Annotated in this window: 22 protein-coding genes, 2 riboswitches and 1 other annotated feature; of the genes, 19 read left to right on the forward strand and 3 right to left on the reverse strand. The window is 46.6% G+C overall.

All coding sequences use genetic code 11. The annotated features are described in order from the left end of the window. The first annotated feature begins 38 nt into the window (after positions 1 to 38). From AOA56_RS07250 to AOA56_RS07265, 3 genes are all read left to right on the forward strand, one after another. Complete coding sequence (locus AOA56_RS07250) at positions 39 to 227, forward strand: hypothetical protein (RefSeq protein ID WP_156316916.1); 189 nt, start codon at positions 39 to 41, stop codon at positions 225 to 227. An 8-nt stretch (positions 228 to 235) separates the two neighbouring features. After that, the gene (gene wecB, locus AOA56_RS07255) at positions 236 to 1,414 is read left to right on the forward strand and encodes a non-hydrolyzing UDP-N-acetylglucosamine 2-epimerase (protein WP_053769286.1); all 1,179 of its coding nucleotides are present in this window, start codon (positions 236 to 238) and stop codon (positions 1,412 to 1,414) included. 266 nt (positions 1,415 to 1,680) lie between these two features. Then, positions 1,681 to 3,300, forward strand: coding sequence for a phosphotransferase (locus tag AOA56_RS07265; protein WP_024733447.1), 1,620 nt, complete (start codon positions 1,681 to 1,683; stop codon positions 3,298 to 3,300). Between the two features lie 76 nt (positions 3,301 to 3,376). On the opposite strand, the gene AOA56_RS07270 is transcribed toward AOA56_RS07265, so the two are convergent. The 3 genes from AOA56_RS07270 to AOA56_RS07280 form a co-directional block, all read right to left on the reverse strand. Next, complete coding sequence (locus AOA56_RS07270) at positions 3,377 to 4,609, reverse strand: MFS transporter (protein WP_053769288.1); 1,233 nt, start codon at positions 4,607 to 4,609, stop codon at positions 3,377 to 3,379. Then, on the reverse strand, positions 4,606 to 5,490 hold the full coding sequence (locus AOA56_RS07275; protein ID WP_053769289.1) for a zinc dependent phospholipase C family protein: 885 nt from the start codon (positions 5,488 to 5,490) through the stop codon (positions 4,606 to 4,608). The genes AOA56_RS07270 and AOA56_RS07275 overlap by 4 nt, the downstream gene beginning before the upstream one ends. A 93-nt stretch (positions 5,491 to 5,583) precedes the next feature. Then, positions 5,584 to 7,371: an aminopeptidase P family N-terminal domain-containing protein gene (locus tag AOA56_RS07280; protein ID WP_053769290.1), complete on the reverse strand. Its 1,788-nt coding sequence runs from the start codon at positions 7,369 to 7,371 to the stop codon at positions 5,584 to 5,586. Between the two features lie 151 nt (positions 7,372 to 7,522). On the opposite strand from AOA56_RS07280, the gene AOA56_RS07285 reads away from it, so the two are divergent. From AOA56_RS07285 to ahpC, 16 genes are all read left to right on the forward strand, one after another. Further along, complete coding sequence (locus AOA56_RS07285) at positions 7,523 to 8,338, forward strand: MurR/RpiR family transcriptional regulator (protein WP_053769291.1); 816 nt, start codon at positions 7,523 to 7,525, stop codon at positions 8,336 to 8,338. 65 nt (positions 8,339 to 8,403) lie between these two features. Then, a riboswitch (FMN riboswitch) is annotated at positions 8,404 to 8,522 on the forward strand. Positions 8,523 to 8,529: 7 nt separating this feature from the next. Beyond that, entirely contained in the window at positions 8,530 to 9,240 is a 711-nt protein-coding gene (locus AOA56_RS07290; protein ID WP_082136381.1) for an ECF transporter S component, read from the forward strand. Next, positions 9,237 to 10,031 (forward strand): creatininase family protein, encoded by a 795-nt coding sequence (locus tag AOA56_RS07295; RefSeq protein WP_048620860.1) that lies wholly within the window; start codon positions 9,237 to 9,239, stop codon positions 10,029 to 10,031. The genes AOA56_RS07290 and AOA56_RS07295 overlap by 4 nt, the downstream gene beginning before the upstream one ends. Positions 10,032 to 10,111: 80 nt before the next feature. Beyond that, positions 10,112 to 10,366, forward strand: a binding site (T-box leader). Positions 10,367 to 10,436: 70 nt separating this feature from the next. Continuing rightward, a complete protein-coding gene (locus AOA56_RS15530; RefSeq protein ID WP_082349894.1) occupies positions 10,437 to 11,534 on the forward strand; it encodes an NUDIX domain-containing protein in 1,098 nt (365 codons plus the stop codon). Between the two features lie 73 nt (positions 11,535 to 11,607). Continuing rightward, entirely contained in the window at positions 11,608 to 12,828 is a 1,221-nt protein-coding gene (tyrS, locus tag AOA56_RS07305; protein ID WP_053769292.1) for a tyrosine--tRNA ligase, read from the forward strand. 1 nt (position 12,829) lies between these two features. Then, on the forward strand, positions 12,830 to 13,585 hold the full coding sequence (locus tag AOA56_RS07310; protein ID WP_053769293.1) for a ZIP family metal transporter: 756 nt from the start codon (positions 12,830 to 12,832) through the stop codon (positions 13,583 to 13,585). A gap of 192 nt (positions 13,586 to 13,777) precedes the next feature. Next, positions 13,778 to 14,686 (forward strand): quinolinate synthase NadA, encoded by a 909-nt coding sequence (nadA, locus tag AOA56_RS07315; protein WP_053769294.1) that lies wholly within the window; start codon positions 13,778 to 13,780, stop codon positions 14,684 to 14,686. A gap of 17 nt (positions 14,687 to 14,703) precedes the next feature. Continuing rightward, the gene (locus AOA56_RS07320) at positions 14,704 to 16,011 is read left to right on the forward strand and encodes an L-aspartate oxidase (RefSeq protein ID WP_053769295.1); all 1,308 of its coding nucleotides are present in this window, start codon (positions 14,704 to 14,706) and stop codon (positions 16,009 to 16,011) included. After that, positions 16,008 to 16,862, forward strand: coding sequence for a carboxylating nicotinate-nucleotide diphosphorylase (gene nadC, locus AOA56_RS07325; RefSeq protein WP_053769296.1), 855 nt, complete (start codon positions 16,008 to 16,010; stop codon positions 16,860 to 16,862). The genes AOA56_RS07320 and nadC overlap by 4 nt, the downstream gene beginning before the upstream one ends. 30 nt (positions 16,863 to 16,892) lie before the next feature. Then, positions 16,893 to 17,399 carry a transcription repressor NadR gene (locus AOA56_RS07330; protein WP_048620854.1) on the forward strand — a complete coding sequence of 169 codons (507 nt, stop codon included), beginning with the start codon at positions 16,893 to 16,895 and terminating at the stop codon, positions 17,397 to 17,399. A 57-nt stretch (positions 17,400 to 17,456) separates the two neighbouring features. Further along, complete coding sequence (locus AOA56_RS07335) at positions 17,457 to 17,981, forward strand: flavin reductase (RefSeq protein ID WP_053769303.1); 525 nt, start codon at positions 17,457 to 17,459, stop codon at positions 17,979 to 17,981. A gap of 112 nt (positions 17,982 to 18,093) precedes the next feature. Further along, positions 18,094 to 18,208, forward strand: a riboswitch (TPP riboswitch). A gap of 103 nt (positions 18,209 to 18,311) precedes the next feature. Beyond that, positions 18,312 to 18,608, forward strand: a complete 297-nt coding sequence (locus AOA56_RS07340; protein ID WP_048620836.1) for a thiamine-binding protein — start codon at positions 18,312 to 18,314, stop codon at positions 18,606 to 18,608. Next, positions 18,577 to 19,356: an ABC transporter permease gene (locus AOA56_RS07345; RefSeq protein WP_053769297.1), complete on the forward strand. Its 780-nt coding sequence runs from the start codon at positions 18,577 to 18,579 to the stop codon at positions 19,354 to 19,356. The genes AOA56_RS07340 and AOA56_RS07345 overlap by 32 nt, the downstream gene beginning before the upstream one ends. Beyond that, on the forward strand, positions 19,353 to 20,354 hold the full coding sequence (locus AOA56_RS07350; protein WP_024733435.1) for an ABC transporter substrate-binding protein: 1,002 nt from the start codon (positions 19,353 to 19,355) through the stop codon (positions 20,352 to 20,354). Before AOA56_RS07345 ends, AOA56_RS07350 begins: the two co-directional genes overlap by 4 nt. 12 nt (positions 20,355 to 20,366) lie before the next feature. Beyond that, positions 20,367 to 21,116, forward strand: a complete 750-nt coding sequence (locus tag AOA56_RS07355; RefSeq protein ID WP_024733434.1) for an ABC transporter ATP-binding protein — start codon at positions 20,367 to 20,369, stop codon at positions 21,114 to 21,116. A gap of 227 nt (positions 21,117 to 21,343) precedes the next feature. After that, on the forward strand, positions 21,344 to 21,907 hold the full coding sequence (ahpC, locus tag AOA56_RS07360; protein ID WP_053769298.1) for an alkyl hydroperoxide reductase subunit C: 564 nt from the start codon (positions 21,344 to 21,346) through the stop codon (positions 21,905 to 21,907). Positions 21,908 to 21,920 lie beyond the last annotated feature (13 nt).

Genomic DNA, 21,920 nt, shown 5'->3' on the forward strand with positions numbered 1-21,920 from the left:
GACAGATAAAATTATCTGATGTATTGCTTACAGACTGTATGCAGAGAATAGAGGATATAAGGCGGGATCATCTTGGCTTTACTTTTGTGATATTAAGTTCTACCCGGGAAGGTTATCATCTATATTTGCTAAATGGATTTGAAAAACTGGACGATGATATGAATTTTTCCATGGAAGAAACGGAAGAGGGCTGTATTCCCATGTATTATGCGATTGATATAGAATAGGAGAAAATATGAAAACAGATTATTCAGATATTCATTTTAAAGAAAATGGAAAACTAAAGTTATTAATTATTGTTGGAACCCGGCCAGAGATTATTCGCCTTGGAGCAGTAATCAACAAATGTCGAACTTATTTTGATTGTATTCTGGCTCATACGGGACAGAATTATGATTATAATCTGAACGGTGTCTTTTTCCGGGATCTGAAACTGAAAGATCCGGAAGTTTATATGGACGCAGTAGGTGATGATTTGGGAGCGACGGTGGGAAATATTATCAACTGTTCTTATAAATTAATGAATCAGATTTGCCCGGACGCACTGTTGATTCTTGGAGATACCAATTCCTGTCTGTCCGCGATTACGGCGAAACGGCTGCATATCCCGATTTTTCATATGGAAGCAGGCAACCGCTGTAAGGACGAGTGTCTGCCGGAAGAGACGAACCGCCGGATCGTGGATATTATTTCTGACGTCAATCTGGCCTACAGTGAGCATGCAAGAAAGTATCTGCATGAGTGCGGACTGCCCAAAGAGCGTATTTATGTAACAGGAAGTCCGATGGCAGAGGTACTGTATCAGAATCTGGAAGCAATTCAAAGTTCGGATATTCTGGACCGGCTTGGTCTGGAACCGGGTAAATATATGCTGCTTTCTGCCCACAGGGAGGAGAATATCGATACAGAGAAAAATTTCCGATCCTTGTTCACTGCAATTAACAAACTGGCGGAAAAGTATGACATGCCGATTCTATACTCTTGTCATCCACGTTCCAGGAAACGGCTGGAGGAATCAGGGTTTAAACTGGATGCACGTGTAGTGCAGCACGAACCACTGGGCTTCCATGACTACAATCATCTGCAGATGAACGCATTTGCGGTTGTTTCTGATTCAGGGACATTACCAGAGGAAAGTTCCTTTTTTGCATCTATCGGGAATCCGTTCCCGGCAGTTTGTATCCGTACATCCACAGAGAGACCGGAGGCGCTCGACAAAGCGTGTTTTATTCTGGCTGGAATCGATGAGACTTCTTTGCTTCAGGCAGTCGATACGGCGGTCGAAATGGATCAGAATGGAGATCATGGGATTCCGGTTCCGGACTATGTAGAAGAGAACGTCAGTACAAAAGTAGTAAAGATCATTCAGAGCTATACTGGAGTAGTCAATAAGATGGTATGGAGAAAATTTTAATAGTGTAAATGAAAGAGTTTTTCCTCCTGATCCGTTCTGTATGTCTGAATCGCCACGATTTCCCAAAGAATTTTGGCCGGAAGACGGACATTTCCTGTAAAATCTGATATAATATTGTTACTTGGGGCCGGGACAAAAGAGATGGTTCCGGCTTTTTTCCGTTTTGCGGGCAGAGGCAGCAAAGCGCTTTTACCTGCGGAGAAGGGGTACGAAACAAATATTGAGAAAGGGAGTTAAGAGAGCAGAATCTCTTACAGAGAAGTGCGATGAAGAGTTTGTTAATTTTAGGTGCCGGTGGCTTCGGACATATGATCCAGGAGACAGCCTTCCTGTTAGGCTATGAAGATGTGGTATTTCTGGACGATGCAGTGAAGGATAAAGATGTTGTCGGAAAGTGCTGTGATTATAAAAGTTTTCTCGAGAAGTATGATACAGCGGTTGCGGCGCTTGGTGACAATAATATGCGTCTCTACTGGACGGAGAAGCTGATGGAGGCGGGATATCATGTCCCTGCGATCATTCATCCGTCAGCCGTGATCAGTCAAAGCGCAGTGATTGGAAACGGCACATTTGTGATGCAGAAGGCAGTTGTGAATACGCACACGGTCATTGAACATGGTGTTCTGATCAACAGTGGTGCGGTTGTAGACCATGATTCCTATGTGGCAAAAGGGGCTCATATCAGTCTGAACAGTGTCGTAAAAGCGAACTGCAATATTGCGGCAAAACAGAAAGTGGAGGCTGGTGAAGTGATTTTCTCGACAAGGCGAAAGATTGATGGCGTAGAGGATCGGGATCTGGAAGATGCGATCTATGCTTTTGGCTTTGGCCCGAGATGCAGTTATGTGAAGCCGTTCGGAGCAGGTCATATCAATGAAACGTATGCGGTCTATATGCCGGGAGAGGACGGGGATGAGCTATCTTACGTGCTCCAGAGGGTCAACAGTAATGTATTCAAGGATCCTGCGGGAGTCATGGAAAATATTTTCGGCGTTACCGAGTATCTGAGAAATGTAATCCGCAGTGAGGGTGGAGATCCTGACCGGGAGACGCTTGCATATATCAAGACGAAGAGCGGCGCCAATTATTTCGAGGACAGCGAGGGAGAGCCGTGGAGATGCTATAATTTTATTCCAGATTCCGAGTGCTATCAGCTTGTGGAGGAGCCGGAACAGTTTTACCAGTCCGGAAGCAGTTTCGGTCATTTTTTGAAGCAGCTTGGAGATTATCCTGCGTCCAAATTGCATGAGACGATTCCGGATTTTCACAATACGGTCAAGCGGTTTGAGGCTTTTGAAGTTGCTCTGAAGCGGGATTTGAAAAACCGTAAAGCGGGATGCCGGCCGGAGATCGACTTTGTGTTGAAGAGAAAAGATGACTGTGCGGTACTGGTAAGCCGGCAGGAGGACGGAACGCTTCCACTTCGTGTAACACACAATGATACGAAGTTAAATAATATCCTTTTTGATTCTAAAAGTGGAAAGGGTCTGTGCATTATCGATCTGGATACGATTATGCCAGGACTGGCGGCGAATGATTTCGGCGATTCTATCCGCTTTGGTGCGGCGACAGCGGCAGAGGATGAGAAGAATCTGGATCTGGTACATTTTGATCTTTCGCTATACGAGCTGTATGTGAAAGGATATCTGGAGGAGACAAAAGACGTCCTGACAAAAGAGGAGATCGAAAGTCTTCCTTGGGGGGCAAGGTTGATGACCCTGGAATGTGGCATCCGTTTTCTGACAGATTATCTCCAGGGAGATACCTATTTTAAAACCGATTATCCGGAACACAATTTGGTACGAGCAAGAACGCAGTTCCGTTTGGTCGACGAGATGGAACAGTGTTTTGAGAAGATGCGGGAAATTGTTCGGAAATATGCATAAATAATCAGAAAAGAAAGAACGGATCTTTTGCCGGCTGCCGATGTGGCAGAGGGGCAGAAGATCCGTTCTTTGCATTTTAGGAGATTTTTTCAGTTTTTAAAAAGAAGAAAAAGCCGATCAGGAACATGATAGCGAGAGAACCGACGCCGAGATTCATATTTCCTGTGAGCTGGCTCATAGCGGAGACAAGCGTGGTGCCGAGAAAGGACGCGCCTTTCCCGCAGATATCATAGATTCCAAAGTATTCTCCCGAACGTTCCGCCGGGATGATCCGGGCGAAATAGGAGCGGGAGAGAGATTGAATGGCTCCTTGGAAGATACCGACGCAGACAGCCAGGATCCAGAACTGATACTGCTCTTTTAAAGTGATACCATAAAGGGCAATCAGAAAATAGGCGCCAATGCAGATCCGGATCAGAACTGCGTTTTTATATTTTCCACTCAGCCGTCCAAAGAGGAGCGCTGCCGGGAAAGCGACAATCTGGGTTACCAGAAGGGCCAGGAGAAGTCCTGTCGTATCCAGACCGAGGGCGGTTCCGTAAGCGGTCGCCATATCAATGATGGTATAAACGCCGTCAATATAAAAGAAAAACGCAATCAGGAAGAAAAGCACTTTCCGGTTTCTTTTTAATTCTCCGAAGACGTGTCCGAGGCGGCAAAGGCCGGAGGATATCGCATGATGGTGTTCTTCAATACAGTGGATCTGGCGGTAGCTTTTCAGAAGAGGAACGGAAAAACAGATCCACCAGATTGCGATGAGGAGAAAAGCAATTCCCATGGCTGTTTTCATCGTAAGTCCCAGTGTCTCATAGAAGAGAGCCAACGCAAGGCTGGTGAGAAATGGAATACAGCTTCCGATATAGCCCCAGGCATATCCGCGGGACGACACTTCATCCATACGTTCTTCGGTCGTGACGTCAGTGAGCATAGAGTCATAGAAGATCAGACTCAGAGAGTATGCCGCCTTTGCCAGGATAAAGATCAGGAGAAACCAGATCCAGGAGCTTAAAAAACCAAGTACGATACAGCCGCAGGCTCCTGTCAAAAGGGAAATCAAAAAGAGCCGTTTCTTCCAACCACGGAAGTCGGAGATAGTTCCAAGAACCGGGCCAAGCAGAGCAGTGATAATGGTTGCGGCGGAGGTAGCATATCCCCAGAACGCAAGATAATTGACTTCTGAGACATAGGCGCTGGATGCAAGATAATTAAAATAAATCGGCATAATAGTGGAAACAAGGAGGGTAAAAGCCGAGTTCCCTACGTCATAAAAAATCCATTTCTTTTCCAGTGATGTTGTCTTCCATTTCATTGTGAAAGTTCCTCCCTGTCAGGTTGATAGCTGCTTTCCTCCTTTGGACTTAGAACCGGTATCTCCCTCCAGCCCGGTTTCGGCCCGAATGTGTGACGGAAATACGGTGAGAGCGGGACGCCTTTGTGCAGGAACCCCAGGTAGTTGGACGTAAGGGAAAGGCAGAGGGGAACGCTTGCTTCCATCAACTTGTCCAGTCTCAGATTGCTGTCCGTACAGAGCGGATTGTCCGTTTCATTCATCAGAAGTCCCCCTAAACTTTTGTATGTAAAGGTGGCATGGAGGGCGGCCTTGACCAGACTGCGGATGAGCCTGTCGGATGTGGTAAACAGGTCATTGTACCAGATCATGGAGGAAATGGAAGCTTCCACCTGCCTGATGCTAAGAGTCGGGAAAAAGGTTCGAATCACTTTTGCGCTCTCCTGGCTTGTCCGAAGATGAGAGGTCACTTTTGCGTGCAAAGGCCGCCGATGCTGCTTTAGGAGAAGATAGCGGTCAAAATTTGTCTCGATATCTGAGTGCGTGACAGGGTCTGTCGTAAGCTTTTTCTCGATGTAGCTGTGACAGACACTGTCCAGTGTAAAATGGCAGAGAAAACCCAGGATATAGGCGAGTCCGGCATTTTTTTCAGGCACTGTGGAACCGGAAAGAATCACGTCTTTGGCGCGCCGGAAAAAGGGAGCTGCAGAGACGTCGTGCATCCGGTATCCGGTCTGGCTGACACGGTTTTTCAGAGGGGCATAATAATAAAAGAACAGATCCGGACCGTGCAGACCGATCTCAAACAGGTCTTTATGAAGGTCAATCCGTTTTTTTATATCGGAAGGAAAATTCTGTTTCATCATTTCCCCGAAGGTGTAATGTGCATAGATGGATGGCATCTTATTACCTCCTGTATTTTGGTAGTGACAGTTACGGCTCCGGCGCCTAAAGGCACCGGAGCCGAGTTGCCAAGTATCGAAACCTGTCCGGATTTAGATTTCTCTTGTGTATGTCTTGAGCCATTCTTTCTCTTCTGTGTCCAGATACGGAGAAACTTTCTCATAGACGTCTTTATGATAATCGTTGAGCATTTTCTTTTCTTCTGCTGTCATCATATCCGGGTTGATGGCATCGAGATCCATCGGAATAAAAGTGATTGGCTCGAAATACATGAACTGGCCGTACTCGTTCTTCTCGCCTTCACAAGTGAGAAGTTCGTTCTCCAGACGGATACCGTGGCTTCCTTCAATATAGATACCAGGCTCGTCTGTGATAATCATACCTTTTTCAAATGGCTGGATTTCACCTGCGCGGAACTGCCATCTGAAACCTGCCGGACCTTCGTGGATGTTCAGAAGGTATCCGACTCCGTGACCGGTTCCGTGATTGAAGTTTAAGTTTCTGTCCCAGAACGGTTTTCTTGCGAGCAGATCCAGAGTCATTCCGGTGCAGCCCTTTAAGAAACGTGCGTTTGCAAGGGAAAGATTACTGATGGCAACCAGTGTAAAATGGTCTTTCATAATCTGCGGAACTTCTCCGAGCGCATAAGTACGTGTCACATCTGTGGAACCTTCATAGAATCCGGCCCCTGTATCAGTCAGGAAGAGTCCTCCCTCTTTCAGCTCTACATCTGTCTCAGGCGTGGAGGTATAATGAACAATGGCGCCATGTTCACCGTAGGAGCTGATCGGCTCAAAGCTTGGACGGATGAAATTGCCCTGCTCTGCGCGGAACTCGTCGAGCTTGTCTGAAGCGCTGACCTCAGTAATTGTCATTTTGCCGACATTTTCTTTCAGCCATTTCATAAATTTTACATGAGCGACGCTGTCTTTGATCTGAGCCTTGCGGATGTTTTCAATCTCTACTTCATTTTTGATTGCTTTGAAGAGGATCTCCGGATTGCGCTCTTCCACTTTGGCAACTCCTTCCGGAATATTGTTGTAAAGAGCGTAGTTCAGTCTTGCAGGGTCGATCAGCAGAACTTCATCTGAGGCTGTTTTTTTGATATCTTCGTAAATATCATTATACGGATGGAGGACCACGCCGTCTTTTTCCAGATCCGCTTTGATTTCACTGTTTAACTTAGCTTCGTTAATGTAAAGGTCTACTTTGTCCATGGTGATCACTGCATAGGACAGAACAAGCGGGAAGAACTCAATATCATTTCCACGGATGTTGAGTGTCCAGCAGATGTCGTCCAATGTGGTGAGGACATGAGCGGTTGCCCCTGCCTTTTTCATTTCTTCACGGATTCTGGAAAGCTTGGAAGCAACAGTCTCTCCGGTGTATTTCAGATTCAGAGCGAAAACCGGCTCCTCGGAAAGTACCGGACGGTCTTCCCAGATTTGGTCGATCAGATCGTACTCGTAAATAACTTTGCCGTTTTTCTGAGCAGCGATGGATGCGTAATCCTGTCCTTCTCCCATGGAAACGACGCGGCCGTCAAATCCGAGTACTCCGTTTTCAGGTAATGTATCAACCAGGAACTCATGGATCGTCGGAACACCTGGCTCACCCATCTTCATCAGCTCAACAGTGGAGCCTTCCAACTGTTTTGCGGCCTGGATGAAATATCTTCCGTCTGTCCAAAGATAAGCGCCTGTTTTTGTGATGACAGCGGTTCCGGCAGATCCGGAGAACCCTGTAATAAATTTTCTTGCTTTAAAATGTTCCCCAACATATTCGCTCTGATGGAAGTCCGCTGTCGGTACTACATAAATGTCGATTCCTTTCTCCTCCATAAGAGAACGCAGCTTTGCGATTCTTTCAGGTACATTCATAATAAAAACCTCCTATTTTCCGGCCATAAAGCCATTTCTCAAACAAACTCATTATAACACAAAAACAAGGGGAGAGTTAGTATTATTTTTGTGAAACCTGTGTTATACTTTCGTTATGAAAAATCAAAACCAAGAAGGAAAGGGAAGAATTATGGAGCACTACGCAAGGTCGATTATACCGGTGATTGAATACAACTATGAGAATTTTACAGCGCTGGAGAGGACGATTGCGGATTTTTTCATTCAGAACAAAAAGAAGCGGGATTTTTCCGCCAAGGCGGTCTCGGAGCGTCTGTTTGTATCAGAGGCGTCACTTTCCCGGTTTGCGAAGAAATGTGGATTCCGTGGTTATAGGGAGTTTATTTATCAATACGAAGATACGTTTCGGGAAAAAAAGACCAGACCCTTTGCGGATAATACGAAGCGGGTGCTTGACACATATCAGGAACTTTTAAATAAGGCATATAATTTGGCTGATGAGAAAAAGTTTCAGAAGATTGCGGGAATGCTTACGAGAGCGGAGAAGATTTTTGTGTGTGGGGTAGGAAGCTCTGGAATCGCATCCAGGGAGACGGAGCTTCGATTTATGCGGATCGGACTGAATATCAATTCTTTAGTGGATCGGGACATGATCCGGATGAGAGCAGTGTTCCAAAATGCGTCTTCCCTTGTAATCGGATTCAGTATGAAAGGGGAAACTGAGGAAGTGCAGTATATGCTCCGGGAAGCTAAAAGCAGAGGAGCGAAATGTATCCTTGTAACAGCCCGCAATAATCCGGACTGCCTGGAGTACTGCGACGAAATTATTCTCGTTCCTGCTCTCGACAATCTGGAATATGGGGATGTGATTTCCCCACAGTTCCCGATTCTTGTTATGATGGATCTTCTTTATACATATTGTCTGGAGGAGAATAAAGAGAGAATTGACGCTTTTCTGGAAGACACGGCTAAAGCGTTGAAAAAGTAGGAGGATAGAGAAAAGGGTATTGCGTACAGAAGAGTTTGGTGCTATGATAAAAAAGAACAAATGAATAAATTCTTCGGGGCAGGGTGTAATTCCCTACCGACGGTATAGTCCGTGACCCACGCAAGTGGCTGATTTGGTGAAATTCCAAAACCGACAGTGACAGTCTGGATGGGAGAAGAAAGTTTCAGAACATGGATCTCAGTACCCCGCGTGCTGGGATTTTTTCTATTCCTTTCGGAGGATTTACTGTATTTGTATCAATCATTCTGAAAGGGGAAATTAGCGTGAAACAAAACAACAGAACTTATTACTTTATTGTCACCGCAATGCTTTCGGCTGTTGCCGGAATCCTGATGTCTTTGGAATTTTCGTTGCCATTGATGCCGCCGTTTTATAAGGTGGATTTCAGTGATGTTCCATCTGTGATTGCCACCTTTTTGCTGGGACCGGTTTCTGGTATCTGTGTAGAGGTGATTAAAATTTTGATTAAGCTGATTACAGTTGGTACGACCACAATGTTTGTCGGTGAATTAGCGAATCTTCTGGGAGTCCTGCTGTTTATTTTGCCATTGTGGTTTTTGTTCCAAAAACTCGGTAAGACAAGAAAAGCCGCAGTCGTGGCGCTTGGAGTGACACTTCCATTTCGTATAGCCTTATCTTGTGTGATAAACGTATATATTACTTTGCCATTGTATGCTAAAGCTATGGGTGTTTCTTTAGATGAAGTGGTGCTTTCAGTAGGGGCAGTTAATCCTTTAATCAGAAATATACCGCTTTTTTTGGTATTGGCAACGATTCCGTTTAATTTAATCAAACTTTTATTGAACTATTTTATTGGTTATCTTCTTTATGACAGGCTGAAATCACTAAGCGTTGATAGAAGAATGGAGGAAAGAGTATGATACGAAATTATCGAGATCTGACACGGCTTGAGATGGAAGAAATTGATAAGGAGGAAACAATTATTCTGATTCCGGTAGGCGCATTGGAGCAGCATGGGAATCAGGCACCGCTAGGGACAGATGATATAATTGCGGAGGCTATGGTAGGCTATATCGGGAAAGCATTGGAAGAGGCTGGAGAGACTGATTTTCCGATTCTTGCGTTCCCGGTAATTCCAATAGGGTTAAGTACAGAGCATAAAAATTTCTGTGGCTCAGTTACATTGAAGCCGGATACCTATTATCATCTTCTTTATGATATTTGTGTAAGTCTGGCTCGCCATGGCTTTCAAAAGCTGGCATTTCTTATCTGTCACGGTGGGAATGCACCTATTGTCCAGATTTTAAGCAGAGAATTGAGAAGCGAACTTGGAATTTCTCCATTTATTCTCTCTTCCGGAGCGTTTGGACATCCAAAAGTGCAGGCTACCATCTCAAAAGGAAATATATATGATTTTCATGGGGGAGAGATGGAAACGTCTATGGTGATGGCGGTAGATGAATCTTTAGTGAAACTAGAAACTGCGGAGGCTGGTATACCAAGTGATTTTGTTGGGAACCAGACGTTAAAACCTGCGGGAAATGTAACCATCGGTTGGGTTTCAGAAGATTGGAAAACAGCGGAGGGCAAGCCGATTGGAATCGGTGGGGATCCATCCGGAGCAAGCGCTGAGAAAGGGCGTATCATTTTAGAAACGAGTGCGAGAGTACTGGTGCCGGGGCTGCAAGAGATCAGAGGATGGAAAGCATGACACTGAGCTTGGAAAATGAAAAGAAAGAGTCTTGACAAGTACCAGAGAATCGGGTAGTATTTGTCATAAGCATATAGAAGAAACAGGCAGAGAAAAGAAGAAGTAGCAACAGATCAGGTTCGTACAGAAAGTAACCGGCTGATGAGAGGTGCAGGAAAAGTTTGTTGTGAATACATCTTGGAGCTTCACACCGAAAGGGAAGTAGGCTGTGACGTCAGGCACACGTTACCGTGTCGGGAGATTTCCGGGGTCCTTTTGGATCAGGAGATGTCCTGTTAAGCCGGAGCTGTTCCGGGAATTAAGGTGGTACCACGAGTTTTCCCCTCGTCCTTTCTAAGGACGGGGGATTTTTATTTATAGGGACTGCGTTCTAATGAAATAAAAATATCCTGTGAGGACAATGAAATGGAAGTATGGGATTTGTTTGATGAGAACAGGCGGCCGCTTGGGAAACAGGCAGGCCGGAGAGAGCCGATAGTAAAAGGAGAATTTCATATTGTAGTAGTGGTATGTGTCATCAATGAGCAAAATGAAATCCTGTTGACGCTTCGCTCACCGGATAAAGAGAAATATCCGGGAACCTGGGAGAACACAGGAGGAGCTCTGGAGGCCGGGGAGGAAAGCCGTACTGCTGCGGTACGGGAGCTTTTTGAGGAGACCGGAATCCGGGTGCGGGAGAATGAATTGCATCTCCTGGATTCTCAGATGGAAGAAGCTGCGTTTATCGATGTCTATGTTGTCCGAAAATCTGTTCCGGTGGAGAAGATCCGGCTCCAGGAAGGTGAGACTGTGGATGCCAGATGGGTGAGCCTTGATGAGTTTTGCAGGCTTGGAGAGGAAGGGAAGATTGCGCCGCCGATCTATCGAAGGTTTTGCAGGCTAAAGGACAAGCTGGACGTATTCATCAGGGAGGAGTCAAGGAAGGAGCGATACCCGGCCTGCCGGGGAGAGAAGAGACAGGAATCAAAAAAGATGATTATCATTGGATGCAGCGGGAGTGGAAAATCCACTCTTGCGAAGAAGCTTGGCAGGATTATGGATCTTCCGGTTGTCTATCTGGACGCTTTGTCCTGGGATGCAGGATGGAAGCGCAAGCCTTTTGCGGAGTTTGACCGGCTTACGGAGGCGGAGATCCGGAAGCCGGAGTGGATCATGGATGGGAATTTCCCTCGGACAGTGGAGCACAGGATGGATGTATGTGATACTATAGTCTATTTGGATTTCCCACGCTGGTTCTGTATTCTGAGTGTGCTGAAACGAGTGCTGACGGGCTACGGGAAACCGCGGCCAAGCATGAATGAAGGATGTCCTGAGAAGTTTGATCCGGGATTTTTAAAGCGGATATGGAATTTTGACCAAAGAAGCAAAGCACACTATTACGGGTACATGAAAAAGCTTTCCGGCACAAAGCTGATTGTGCTGAAGACAAGAAAAGAAGTCAACCGATTTGTGGAACAGGCGGAAAAGGAAGGCAGGTTTATTCCGGGTAATTATCCCAAATAAAAGGAAGCAGAACAGAAAAGAGTTATGATATTTTGTTTTCTATCATAAATAAAAGAAAGAAGAGGTAAGAATGATGCAGATTTACGAAGAATTACAGGCGAGAGGTCTGATCGCCCAAGTGACAGACGAAGAAGAGATCAGAGAGCTGATCAACAATGGAAAGGCAACGTTTTACATTGGGTTTGACCCGACTGCGGACAGCCTTCATGTAGGACATTTCATGGCACTTTGCCTGATGAAACGTCTCCAGATGGCAGGGAACAAGCCGATTGCTCTGATCGGAGGCGGAACCGGCTATGTAGGAGATCCGTCCGGAAGAACCGATATGCGTTCGATGATGACGCCAGAGCAGATTCAGCACAACTGTGACAAGTTCAAAGAACAGATGAGCCGTTTTATTGATTTCTCAGAGGGAAAAGCGCTCATGGTCAATAATGCGGACTGGCTTCTGGATCTCAATTATGTGGATTTTCTGCGGGAAGTAGGGCCGCATTTCAGTGTCAATAATATGCTTCGTGCAGAATGTTACAAGCAGAGAATGGAGAAAGGATTAAGTTTCCTGGAATTTAATTACATGATTATGCAAAGTTATGATTTCTTCATGCTGTACCAGAAATATGGATGCAATATGCAATTTGGCGGGGACGACCAGTGGTCTAATATGCTTGGCGGTACGGAACTGATCCGCAGGAAATTAGGAAAAAATGCATGTGCTATGACAATTACGCTGCTTTTGAATTCCGAAGGTAAGAAGATGGGCAAAACCCAGTCTGGTGCGGTATGGCTGGATCCGGAGAAAACGTCACCGTTTGAATTCTACCAGTACTGGAGAAATGTAGCGGATGACGATGTACTCAAATGTATTCGGATGCTGACCTTTCTTCCGCTGGAGGAGATCGACAAGATGGATACCTGGGAGGGCAGCCAGTTAAACCAGGCAAAAGAGATTCTGGCGTACGAGCTGACAAAGCTTGTTCATGGCGAGGAAGAGGCCAGGAAAGCCCAGGATAGTGCGAGAGCGCTTTTCTCCAGCGGAAATGCCGCGGAAATGCCGACCTGTGAACTTACAGAAGAAGATTTTACAGACGGAAAGATTGATATTCTGACTTTACTTCATAAGAGCGGACTGGTGCCATCCAAATCTGAAGCAAGACGTGCTGTTCAGCAAGGTGGGGCAGCCGTAAACGGAAAAAAGGTGACAGATACATTCACTGCATATACGAAGGAAGATTTTAATGAAGATTTTGTCCTGAGGAGAGGAAAGAAAAATTTCCGTAAAATAGTGGTGAAATAATATGAATATGCTTATTATGATTATAGTATTGACAGCATTGTCGGGGATTGGAGGAACCGGGATCGGAGCGGCGCTTAGTTCCACAGTAAAGAAGAGCTCCAACAAGGCGATGAGCCTGTTGTTAAGCTTTGCGTCCGGAACGATGATCAGTATTGTCTGCCTGGACCTGTTTCACGATGCACTGGAGACTGGAATGTCTAAGGGCGGGATCGCCCTCTTTGTCATCATCGGTTTTCTGACGGTGTATCTGCTGGAGCGGGTGATGGATGAGAAGGCCAAGCGGGCCAAAAGCCGGATGAGCAGGAAGATGATGACAGCCGGGATTGCCATGATGTTTGCCGTAGCCTGCCATAATATTCCGGTGGGCATGACCATTGGGGCGTCCGCCATCAGTCATGGCGGACTGATTGGAAGTCCGGCCATGACACTGGCAGTTTTTATCGGAATCCACAATGTACCGGAAGGAATGGCAATCTGTGCGCCCCTTTTGGCAGCGGGTATGACAAGGGGAAAAGCAGTACTGTTCACCGCCTTGAGCGGAGCCGCAATTGTAGCCGGCGGCATCCTGGGGTACTGGATCGGCGACATGGGTCAGATGGGACTTGCAGTCAGCCTGAGCTTTGCATCCGGTGCCATGCTGTACGTGAATTTCGGTGAAATCCTGCCGGAGTCGAATGCCTTGTACAGAGGGAAAACACCCGCATTTTTCACGGTACTTGGTATCCTGCTCGGCATGATGTTTATGCATACACATTAATGATAAACAGAATAAGCGCATAGAAACAGTCGGCCAAAGAGCTTTTCAAGTTCTTCGGCCGGCTGTTTTCTTTTAGGTGGTTCTATATCATTATCCTGCCAGTTGTTATAATCAAAAAACATGTGTCTTGTCACATGTAAAAAAAGGGTGTATAATGCGGTGTAAATGAGTAAACAGACGGAGGAAACCGAGATGAGTTCTTTAACAGAAGAGATACAGATACTGAAAAAAGAGAAGCAGGCGATGATACTGGCGCACTACTATGTGCCGGATGAGGTGCAGGAAATTGCGGATGTGACCGGAGATTCGTTTTATCTGAGCAAGGTGGCAAAGGAGGCAGACGCGAAAATCCTTGTCTTTGCCGGAGTTTCGTTCATGGGAGAGAGCGCCAAAATCTTAAATCCCGAAAAGAAAGTGCTGCTTCCGGATCCGGCGGCGGACTGTGCTATGGCACATATGGCGGATGTAGAGAAGATCCGGGCAATGCGTAATCGATATCCGGATCTTGCGGTAGTATGTTACATTAATTCGACCGCTAAGTTAAAACAGTATGCGGATGTCTGTGTGACGTCAGCAAATGCGGTGAAAGTAGTAAAAGCCCTGCCGAACAAGCACATTTATTTTATTCCGGATCAACATCTCGGAAGCTTCGTGGCGGCTCAGGTGCCGGAAAAAGAGGTGATTCTGGGAGACGGGTACTGTCCGGTACATCACCAGATCACAGCGGAAGAGGTACGGCAGGCCAAAAAAGTCCACCCGGAAGCATCGGTTTTCGTTCATCCGGAATGTCCGAAAGAGGTGACAGAGCTGGCGGATTATGTAGGGAGTACGTCAGGAATTATCCGTGCGGTGGCAGAGGACGAAGCAAAGACCTGCCTGATTGGAACAGAGCTGGGAGTGTTATATGAACTGAAAAAGCAGAATCCGGAAAAGGAGTTTTATCCACTCCAGGCAGAGCAGTGTTGTTATGATATGAAGAAAGTGACGCTTAAGAAGATTCGGGACTGTCTTCGTGACGAGACGAATGAAGTCTATGTGGATAGAGAGGTCAGCGAAAAGGCAAATAGAGCGATGGAACTGATGTTACAGCTTGCAAAATGATCGGGGAGTGTACAGCAATGAAAACAATACAGACAGATATCCTGATTGTCGGGACAGGAGCAAGCGGCCTGTTCGCCGCTCTCCATATACCGGAAAACAAGAAGGTGTTGATGATCACAAAAGAAGAGGTCGAAAAAAGTGATTCTTTTCTGGCTCAGGGTGGAATCTGTGTATTGCGGGATGAGTCAGATTACGACAGTTTTATGGAAGATACGCTGAAAGCCGGACACTATGAGAACCGGGTGGAATCGGTGGATATTATGATCCGTTCTTCCCAGGATGTGATCCGTGAACTGATTGATTACGGCGTGGATTTCGCAAAGGAAGAGGGAGAGCTTGTCTACACGAGAGAGGGATGCCACTCCAAACCACGGATTTTATTCCACGAGGACATTACGGGGGAGGAGATTACAGGAAAGCTTCTGAAAGAAGCAAAGAAACAGAAGCATATCACGATCATGGAACACATGACGATGTTGGATCTGGTAGAGAAAAAACAGCAGTGCCATGGTGTGGTGGCGGTGGACAAGGAAGGAGAGGCATATTTTCTGAAAGCCGGAAATACGATTCTTGCAAGTGGAGGAATTGGCGGCCTTTATAAACATTCCACCAATTATCCACATTTGACAGGGGACGCTCTCGCGATTGCCATGCGTCATCATGTGGAATTGGAGCATATTGATTACATACAGATTCACCCAACTACCCTTTATTCTCAGCGATCCGGCAGGAGATTTCTGATCTCTGAGTCGGTGCGTGGGGAGGGAGCCAAGCTCTATGGAGCAGACGGAAAGAGATTTGCCAATGAAGTACTGCCAAGAGACCTTTTGACAGAAGAAATCCGAAAGCAGATGGAAAAGGATGGAAAGCCGTATGTCTGGCTGGATATGACGGTACTTGGAGAAGAAGTGATCAAAAGCCATTTCCCGCATATTTATGAGCATTGTTTGGAGGAAGGGTACGATGTGACGAAGGACTGGATTCCGGTTGTCCCGGCACAGCATTATTTTATGGGCGGAATTCATGTAGATCAGGACAGCCGCACATCTTTGAAGTGTCTTTATGCGGTGGGTGAGACAAGCTGTAATGGTGTACACGGTGCTAACAGGCTTGCCAGCAATTCTCTTCTGGAGAGCCTGGTCTTTGCAAGACGGGCAGTTTGGCATCTTTTGAACAATAAAGAGGCGGATACAGGAGAGGATTTGGAAGAGGTTGTTTCGTGTGCAAAAAAAGCATGGGAAGAGCTCCAAAAAGAGAAAAGTATTCCACAGCAGTACCGAAGGGAAATTCTGGAGGAAATAGAAAGGGTAAGGAAAGCAAAATGAACGAAATTACAATGAAATTAGTGGCGGATAAATTGATTATGCAGGCGCTTGAGGAGGATATCACAAGTGAAGATATCAGTACGAATGCCGTGATGCCAAAGGAGCAGATGGGGGAGGTTGATTTGATCTGTAAGGAGGACGGAGTTATTGCCGGTCTTTGGGTTTTTGAGCGGGTATTTACCTTGTTGGATCCTAATGTCACGGTTTCGCTCTCTGTCAAGGACGGAGACGAGGTAAAGAAAGGTCAGAAGATGGGAACTGTGGCGGGGGATATCCGGGTACTCCTCTCCGGGGAGCGTACCGCATTAAATTATCTCCAGCGGATGAGCGGGATCGCTACTTACACAAGAAGCGTGGCAAAACTCCTGGAAGGCAGTAAGACCAAATTGCTTGATACGAGAAAAACAACACCTAATATGCGGATCTTTGAAAAATATGCTGTCCGTGCGGGCGGCGGATATAACCACCGCTATAATCTTTCCGACGGCGTGCTGTTAAAGGATAATCATATCGGAGCGGCAGGAAGTGTCAGGAAAGCGGTGGAAATGGCAAGAGAATATGCGCCGTTCGTAAGAAAGATCGAGATTGAGACGGAAAATCTGGACATGGTAAGGGAAGCAGTGGAGGCAGGGGCTGACATTATCATGCTTGACAATATGTCCCCGGAGATGATGCGGGATGCGGTAGACTATATTGACGGGCGCGCCAAAACGGAATGTTCCGGCAATGTGACAAAAGAAAACGTTGCACAGCTTGCGGCAGTAGGTGTAGACTATATCTCAAGCGGGGCCCTTACCCATTCGGCTCCGATTCTGGACATTTCACTGAAAAACCTGCATCCGGCAGCATAGGGACCGGTGCCGGGGAAAGGACGGAACAGTATGGATGGAGAATTTCGCAGACAGCAGATTTTAAAAGAGATACAGCAAAGTGGGACTCCGGTATCCGGGAATAAGCTTGCCGGAAAATACAGCGTCAGTCGTCAGGTGATTGTGCAGGATATTGCTATTTTGCGGGCTGCCGGAAATGATATTGTTTCTACCTGCAGGGGCTATGTCTGCCAGAAAAGCTCATATGCCAGACGTACGATCCAGGTACGGCATACGGACGATGAGATCATGGAAGAGCTGAACGTGATTGTAGATTTCGGGGGAACGGCGGAGGACGTATATATTCACCATAAGGTTTACGGAACGCTCCGGGCGGCACTGGGGATCCGTACGAGAAAGCAGGTACAGGATTTTGTGGAAAAGATCCGAAGCGGACAGTCCAGTCCGCTGAAAAATGTGACAAGCGGGAGACATTTTCACACAATCAGTGCGGAGACAGAAGAGGTACTTGATGCGATTGAAGAAGAGCTCCGGAAACGGCACTTCCTGGAGGAGTGATTGGAAGATCCGGCAGGAAAAAGGTCAGAGGACATGGCAGGAAAGGAGAAGAAAACGATGGGATGGAGAGAAATCAAACCAGAAGAGTGGAAGGTAAACCCGTTCACTGCGATCGGGAAAGAGTGGATGTTGATTACAGCAGGTGAGAAGGAGAATTGTAATACGATGACCGCAAGTTGGGGCGGTATGGGTGTGATATGGGGAAAACCATCGGTTACGGTATATATCCGTCAGAGCCGTTATACGAAGGAATTTGTGGACAAAGGAGAGTACTTCTCCATTACTTTTTTTGATGAGAAATATCGCAATGCATTAAACCTTTGCGGTACAGTGTCCGGGAGAGACCGGGACAAGATTTCGGAGGCGGGTCTGACGCCATGTAATGTGGAGCAGACGGCGGCTTTTGAGGAGGCAAAGGTGATTGTTCTCTGTAAAAGGCAGTTCCACCAGGTTATGAGTCCGGAAGGATTTGACGTCAAGGAAAATGACAGTAAATGGTATGCGGACCGGGACTATCATACCATGTACATCGGATCCATAGAGAAAATACTTGTCAAAGAAGAGGAAACGTGGGACGTGTAATCGCCTCCGGGTTTCCATTTTATTCTCTGGACTCTTTTGAGGAGTCTTTACGGGAGCAGGCGTAGAAAATGCCGAAACTTCTTGACAATGCGAAAGACAGGGCTTAGACTAAAACAAGACAAAGGGGAGCCGGAGGCAGTCCGGCTGAGAGTAGGACCGTGTGTGTCCTTTACCCTGAAACCTGATCCGGATCATGCCGGCGTAGGGACCATATCTGAGAGATGGAGTGTTGGGGATAGTTGATTATCCATGATCCATAGATGAGAGGTGGCTCTGCCGGATTGTTCCGGCAGAGTTTTTACATTTTATAAACAACAGGAGGAGAAACAAATGAATGCAAGTGTAGCGATCCAATCCTTACCGGATGCGGCAAATGACGAGGAATTAATCCGTATTGTAGATGAGGTCATTGCGTATATCAAAAGTACGGGCCTGAATTATTATGTAGGGCCGTTTGAGACAACCATTGAGGGCGACTATGATGAACTGATGGACATTGTAAAGGAGTGCCAGCACATTGCTGTGCGTGCCGGAGCGCCGCACGTTGCTGCCTACATCAAAGTCAGCTACAGACCGGAAGGAGATGTGCTGTCCATTGAAAAGAAAGTTTCAAAGCATCACGAATAAATGCTGGTCTCTGGCGGCTATTGTCGTAATTCTTGTACTATGGCAGGCAGTGTCCGCAGGGGGATTGGTTCCGGGTTATATGCTCCCGTCTCCGGTGGAGGTCGTACAGGCGTTTATCAGCGAATTTGCACTTTTAATGGAAAATGCGAAGGTGACGCTTGCGGAAGCTTTCCTGGGCCTGCTGTGTGGTGTGGCGCTTGGTTTTGTGATGGCAGTCGTTATGGACAGGTTTGACCGGCTCTATCAGGCGTTTTACCCACTCATTGTGGTGACACAGACGATTCCGACGGTGGCTGTCGCCCCGCTTCTGGTGCTGTGGTTTGGGTATGAGATGCTTCCAAAGGTGATTCTGATTGTCATTGTAACCTTTTTTCCGGTAACGGTCGGGTTGCTGACCGGATTTCGGTCGGCAGATCCGGATATGATCAATCTGCTCCGCTCCATGGGAGCGGGCAGAATTCAGATTTTCCGGTATATCAAGCTTCCTCAGGCGATGGGGCAGTTTTTTTCCAGTCTTCGGATCTCCGCATCGTATTCCGTGGTGGGAGCGGTAATCTCCGAATGGCTTGGCGGTTTTAACGGACTTGGTGTATACATGACAAGAGTAAAAAAGGCCTTTGCATTTGACAAGATGTTTGCGGTGATTCTGCTGATTTCAGTCATCAGCCTGGTTTTGATGAAGCTGGTGGATCTGGCGCAGAGGAAATGCATGGCGTGGGAACAAACAGAAAGAGGAGAAGACAGATGAAAAAGAAAATCATTGCGATACTGATGGCAGGATGTATGACATGTTCACTTGCTGCCTGCGGTTCTGACGAGGGAGAAAAGGGAAAAGAGGGGAAAGAAAAAATTACATTTGTGCTGGACTGGACGCCAAATACGAATCATACTGGTCTCTATGTAGCGCAGGAGAAAGGCTATTTTGAGGATGAGGGACTGGACGTTGAGATCGTACAGCCGCCGGAGGACGGAGCAGACGCCCTTGTCGCTTCGGGGAAAGCGCAGTTTGGAATTTCTTTTCAGGATACGATGGCACCTGGAGTGACAGGTGAGGATATGCTTCCGACGACAGCGGTAGCGGCAGTTGTTCAGCATAATACTTCCGGTATCATTTCCAGAAAAGGCGAGGGCATGGACCGGCCGAAAGGTCTGGAGGGCAAAAAGTACGCTACCTGGGACGCACCGATCGAAAAGGCGATGATGCAGAATGTCGTGGAGGCAGACGGCGGTGATTTTAGTAAGGTAGAGCTGGTTCCAAGTACGGTGACGGACGAGGTTTCTGCCCTGGAGTCCAAGTCTGTCGATGCAATCTGGGTTTTCTATGCATGGGCGGGGATTGCTACTGAGGTGGCAGGACTTGAGACAGATTATTTTGCGTTTAGGGATGTCAACCCATCATTCGATTATTATACACCGGTTATTATCGGAAACAATGAATTCTTAAAGAATGAACCGGAGACGGCGAAGAAGTTTTTGTCTGCTGTAAAGAAAGGATATGAAGACGCCATTGAGAATCCGAAAGCAGCAGCGGAGGTTTTGTGCGAGGCATCGCCGGAGCTTGATAAGGATCTTGTCTTGGCAAGTCAGGAATATCTGAAAGACCAGTATGTTGCGGACGCTAAAAAATGGGGGTATATCGACCCGGACAGATGGAACCGGTTCTATAACTGGCTGAATGAGAATGGGCTGACAGAGACTGAGATTCCGGAAAATACAGGATTTTCTAATGATTATCTTCCGGAATAGCAAGGAGGAAACATGGCAGATTTAGTAGTGTCAGATGTGACAAAGGCGTTTGGAGAGAAAACGGTCTTACAGGATGTCTCCATTCGGATTCAAGATCACGAGCTGGTAAGCCTTCTTGGAGTGAGCGGCGGTGGCAAGACAACCCTGTTTAATGTGATCTCCGGTCTGCTTACTCCGGATCGGGGGCAGGTGCTCCTAGATGGGGAAGATATCACGGGAATTCCGGGGAAAGTCAGCTATATGTTACAAAAGGATCTGCTTCTTCCATACCGTACGGTGGAGGATAACGTAGCGCTTCCGCTTGTGATCGGCGGCATGAAGAAAAAAGAGGCGAGGCAGAAAGTAGCGCCGTATTTTGAGGAATTCGGTCTCTTGGGAACCGAGAAGAAGTATCCGGCGCAGCTTTCCGGTGGAATGAGGCAGAGAGCGGCACTTTTGAGGACGTATTTGTTTTCTGACCGTCTGGCGCTTTTAGATGAGCCGTTTTCAGCGTTGGATACATTGACGAAGCGTGCCATGCACCGCTGGTATCTGGATGTAATGGAGCAGATCCATCTTTCCACGATTTTTATTACTCACGATATTGATGAGGCGGTCTTATTGTCGGACCGGATTTATATTCTGGGAGGGAAACCGGGGCGGATTGTCGATGAGATCCGCATCGAAGAGCCAAGACCGAGACAGAATGACTTTCAGCTCACAGACCGTTTCCTTTTCTATAAGAAACGAATTTTACAGACGATCGAAGAATCAGAGGAGTAACATTCTCTGATTTTTTATATGCGACGATCCGAAGTCCGAGTCTATCAAGGAGCTTAGTGATCGCTTATAATACTGGAACGTGCTTCTTAATACTTCTTGTGATTCGCTTGCACTACATAGGATAATTAGAAACAATAATTATTATTAAATTTTTAATTTCCTATTGTCAAACATGGAAGGATATGGTATTCTGTGGTTAGTTTAAACTAACTAAAAGGAGGTTAATTATGTCATTAATTGGAAAAGAAATCAATGAATTTCATGTACAGGCTTATCAGAAAGGAGAGTTCCGGACGGTGACGAAGGATGATGTGCTTGGAAAATGGGCGGTATTTTTCTTCTATCCGGCGGATTTTACATTTGTGTGTCCGACAGAATTGGAAGATCTGTCTGAAAAATATGGGGAGCTTCAGAAAATGGAATGTGAAGTATACAGTGTATCCTGCGACACGCATTTTGTACATAAGGCATGGCACGATGCTTCCGAGAGAATCCAGAAGATCCAGTATCCGATGTTGGCAGATCCGACAGGATGTCTTGCAAGGGATTTCGGTGTGATGATCGAAAGCGACGGAGTTGCGGAGCGAGGCACTTTCATTGTTAATCCGCAAGGAAAGATTGTCGGCTACGAAGTGAATGACGGTAATGTGGGCCGGAACGCAGATGAGCTCTACAGGAAAATCCGGGCCTTCCAGTTTGTGGCGGAGCACGGGGACGAGGTGTGTCCTGCGAAATGGAAACCGGGGCAGGAGACACTGAAACCGAGCTTGGATCTTATCGGTCTTCTTTAAGATGAGGATTACC

It is taken from the genome of Sellimonas intestinalis, assembly GCF_001280875.1.
GTDB lineage: Bacteria > Bacillota > Clostridia > Lachnospirales > Lachnospiraceae > Sellimonas > Sellimonas intestinalis.

What these genes read in the sequence shown, in the direction of transcription:
- AOA56_RS07340 (WP_048620836.1), top strand. Translation starts at nt 18,312, where the DNA reads ATGAATGCAAGTGTAGCGATCCAATCCTTACCGGATGCGGCAAATGAC.
- AOA56_RS07280 (WP_053769290.1), bottom strand. Translation starts at nt 7,371, where the DNA reads ATGAATGTACCTGAAAGAATCGCAAAGCTGCGTTCTCTTATGGAGGAG.
- AOA56_RS07270 (WP_053769288.1), bottom strand. Translation starts at nt 4,609, where the DNA reads ATGAAATGGAAGACAACATCACTGGAAAAGAAATGGATTTTTTATGAC.
- AOA56_RS07355 (WP_024733434.1), top strand. Translation starts at nt 20,367, where the DNA reads ATGGCAGATTTAGTAGTGTCAGATGTGACAAAGGCGTTTGGAGAGAAA.
- AOA56_RS07310 (WP_053769293.1), top strand. Translation starts at nt 12,830, where the DNA reads ATGAATATGCTTATTATGATTATAGTATTGACAGCATTGTCGGGGATT.
- wecB (WP_053769286.1), top strand. Translation starts at nt 236, where the DNA reads ATGAAAACAGATTATTCAGATATTCATTTTAAAGAAAATGGAAAACTA.
- AOA56_RS07265 (WP_024733447.1), top strand. Translation starts at nt 1,681, where the DNA reads ATGAAGAGTTTGTTAATTTTAGGTGCCGGTGGCTTCGGACATATGATC.
- AOA56_RS07250 (WP_156316916.1), top strand. Translation starts at nt 39, where the DNA reads ATGCAGAGAATAGAGGATATAAGGCGGGATCATCTTGGCTTTACTTTT.
- nadA (WP_053769294.1), top strand. Translation starts at nt 13,778, where the DNA reads ATGAGTTCTTTAACAGAAGAGATACAGATACTGAAAAAAGAGAAGCAG.
- nadC (WP_053769296.1), top strand. Translation starts at nt 16,008, where the DNA reads ATGAACGAAATTACAATGAAATTAGTGGCGGATAAATTGATTATGCAG.
- AOA56_RS07350 (WP_024733435.1), top strand. Translation starts at nt 19,353, where the DNA reads ATGAAAAAGAAAATCATTGCGATACTGATGGCAGGATGTATGACATGT.
- AOA56_RS07295 (WP_048620860.1), top strand. Translation starts at nt 9,237, where the DNA reads ATGATACGAAATTATCGAGATCTGACACGGCTTGAGATGGAAGAAATT.
- AOA56_RS07275 (WP_053769289.1), bottom strand. Translation starts at nt 5,490, where the DNA reads ATGCCATCCATCTATGCACATTACACCTTCGGGGAAATGATGAAACAG.
- AOA56_RS15530 (WP_082349894.1), top strand. Translation starts at nt 10,437, where the DNA reads ATGGAAGTATGGGATTTGTTTGATGAGAACAGGCGGCCGCTTGGGAAA.
- AOA56_RS07335 (WP_053769303.1), top strand. Translation starts at nt 17,457, where the DNA reads ATGGGATGGAGAGAAATCAAACCAGAAGAGTGGAAGGTAAACCCGTTC.
- tyrS (WP_053769292.1), top strand. Translation starts at nt 11,608, where the DNA reads ATGCAGATTTACGAAGAATTACAGGCGAGAGGTCTGATCGCCCAAGTG.
- AOA56_RS07320 (WP_053769295.1), top strand. Translation starts at nt 14,704, where the DNA reads ATGAAAACAATACAGACAGATATCCTGATTGTCGGGACAGGAGCAAGC.
- AOA56_RS07285 (WP_053769291.1), top strand. Translation starts at nt 7,523, where the DNA reads ATGGAGCACTACGCAAGGTCGATTATACCGGTGATTGAATACAACTAT.
- ahpC (WP_053769298.1), top strand. Translation starts at nt 21,344, where the DNA reads ATGTCATTAATTGGAAAAGAAATCAATGAATTTCATGTACAGGCTTAT.
- AOA56_RS07290 (WP_082136381.1), top strand. Translation starts at nt 8,530, where the DNA reads ATGGATCTCAGTACCCCGCGTGCTGGGATTTTTTCTATTCCTTTCGGA.
- AOA56_RS07330 (WP_048620854.1), top strand. Translation starts at nt 16,893, where the DNA reads ATGGATGGAGAATTTCGCAGACAGCAGATTTTAAAAGAGATACAGCAA.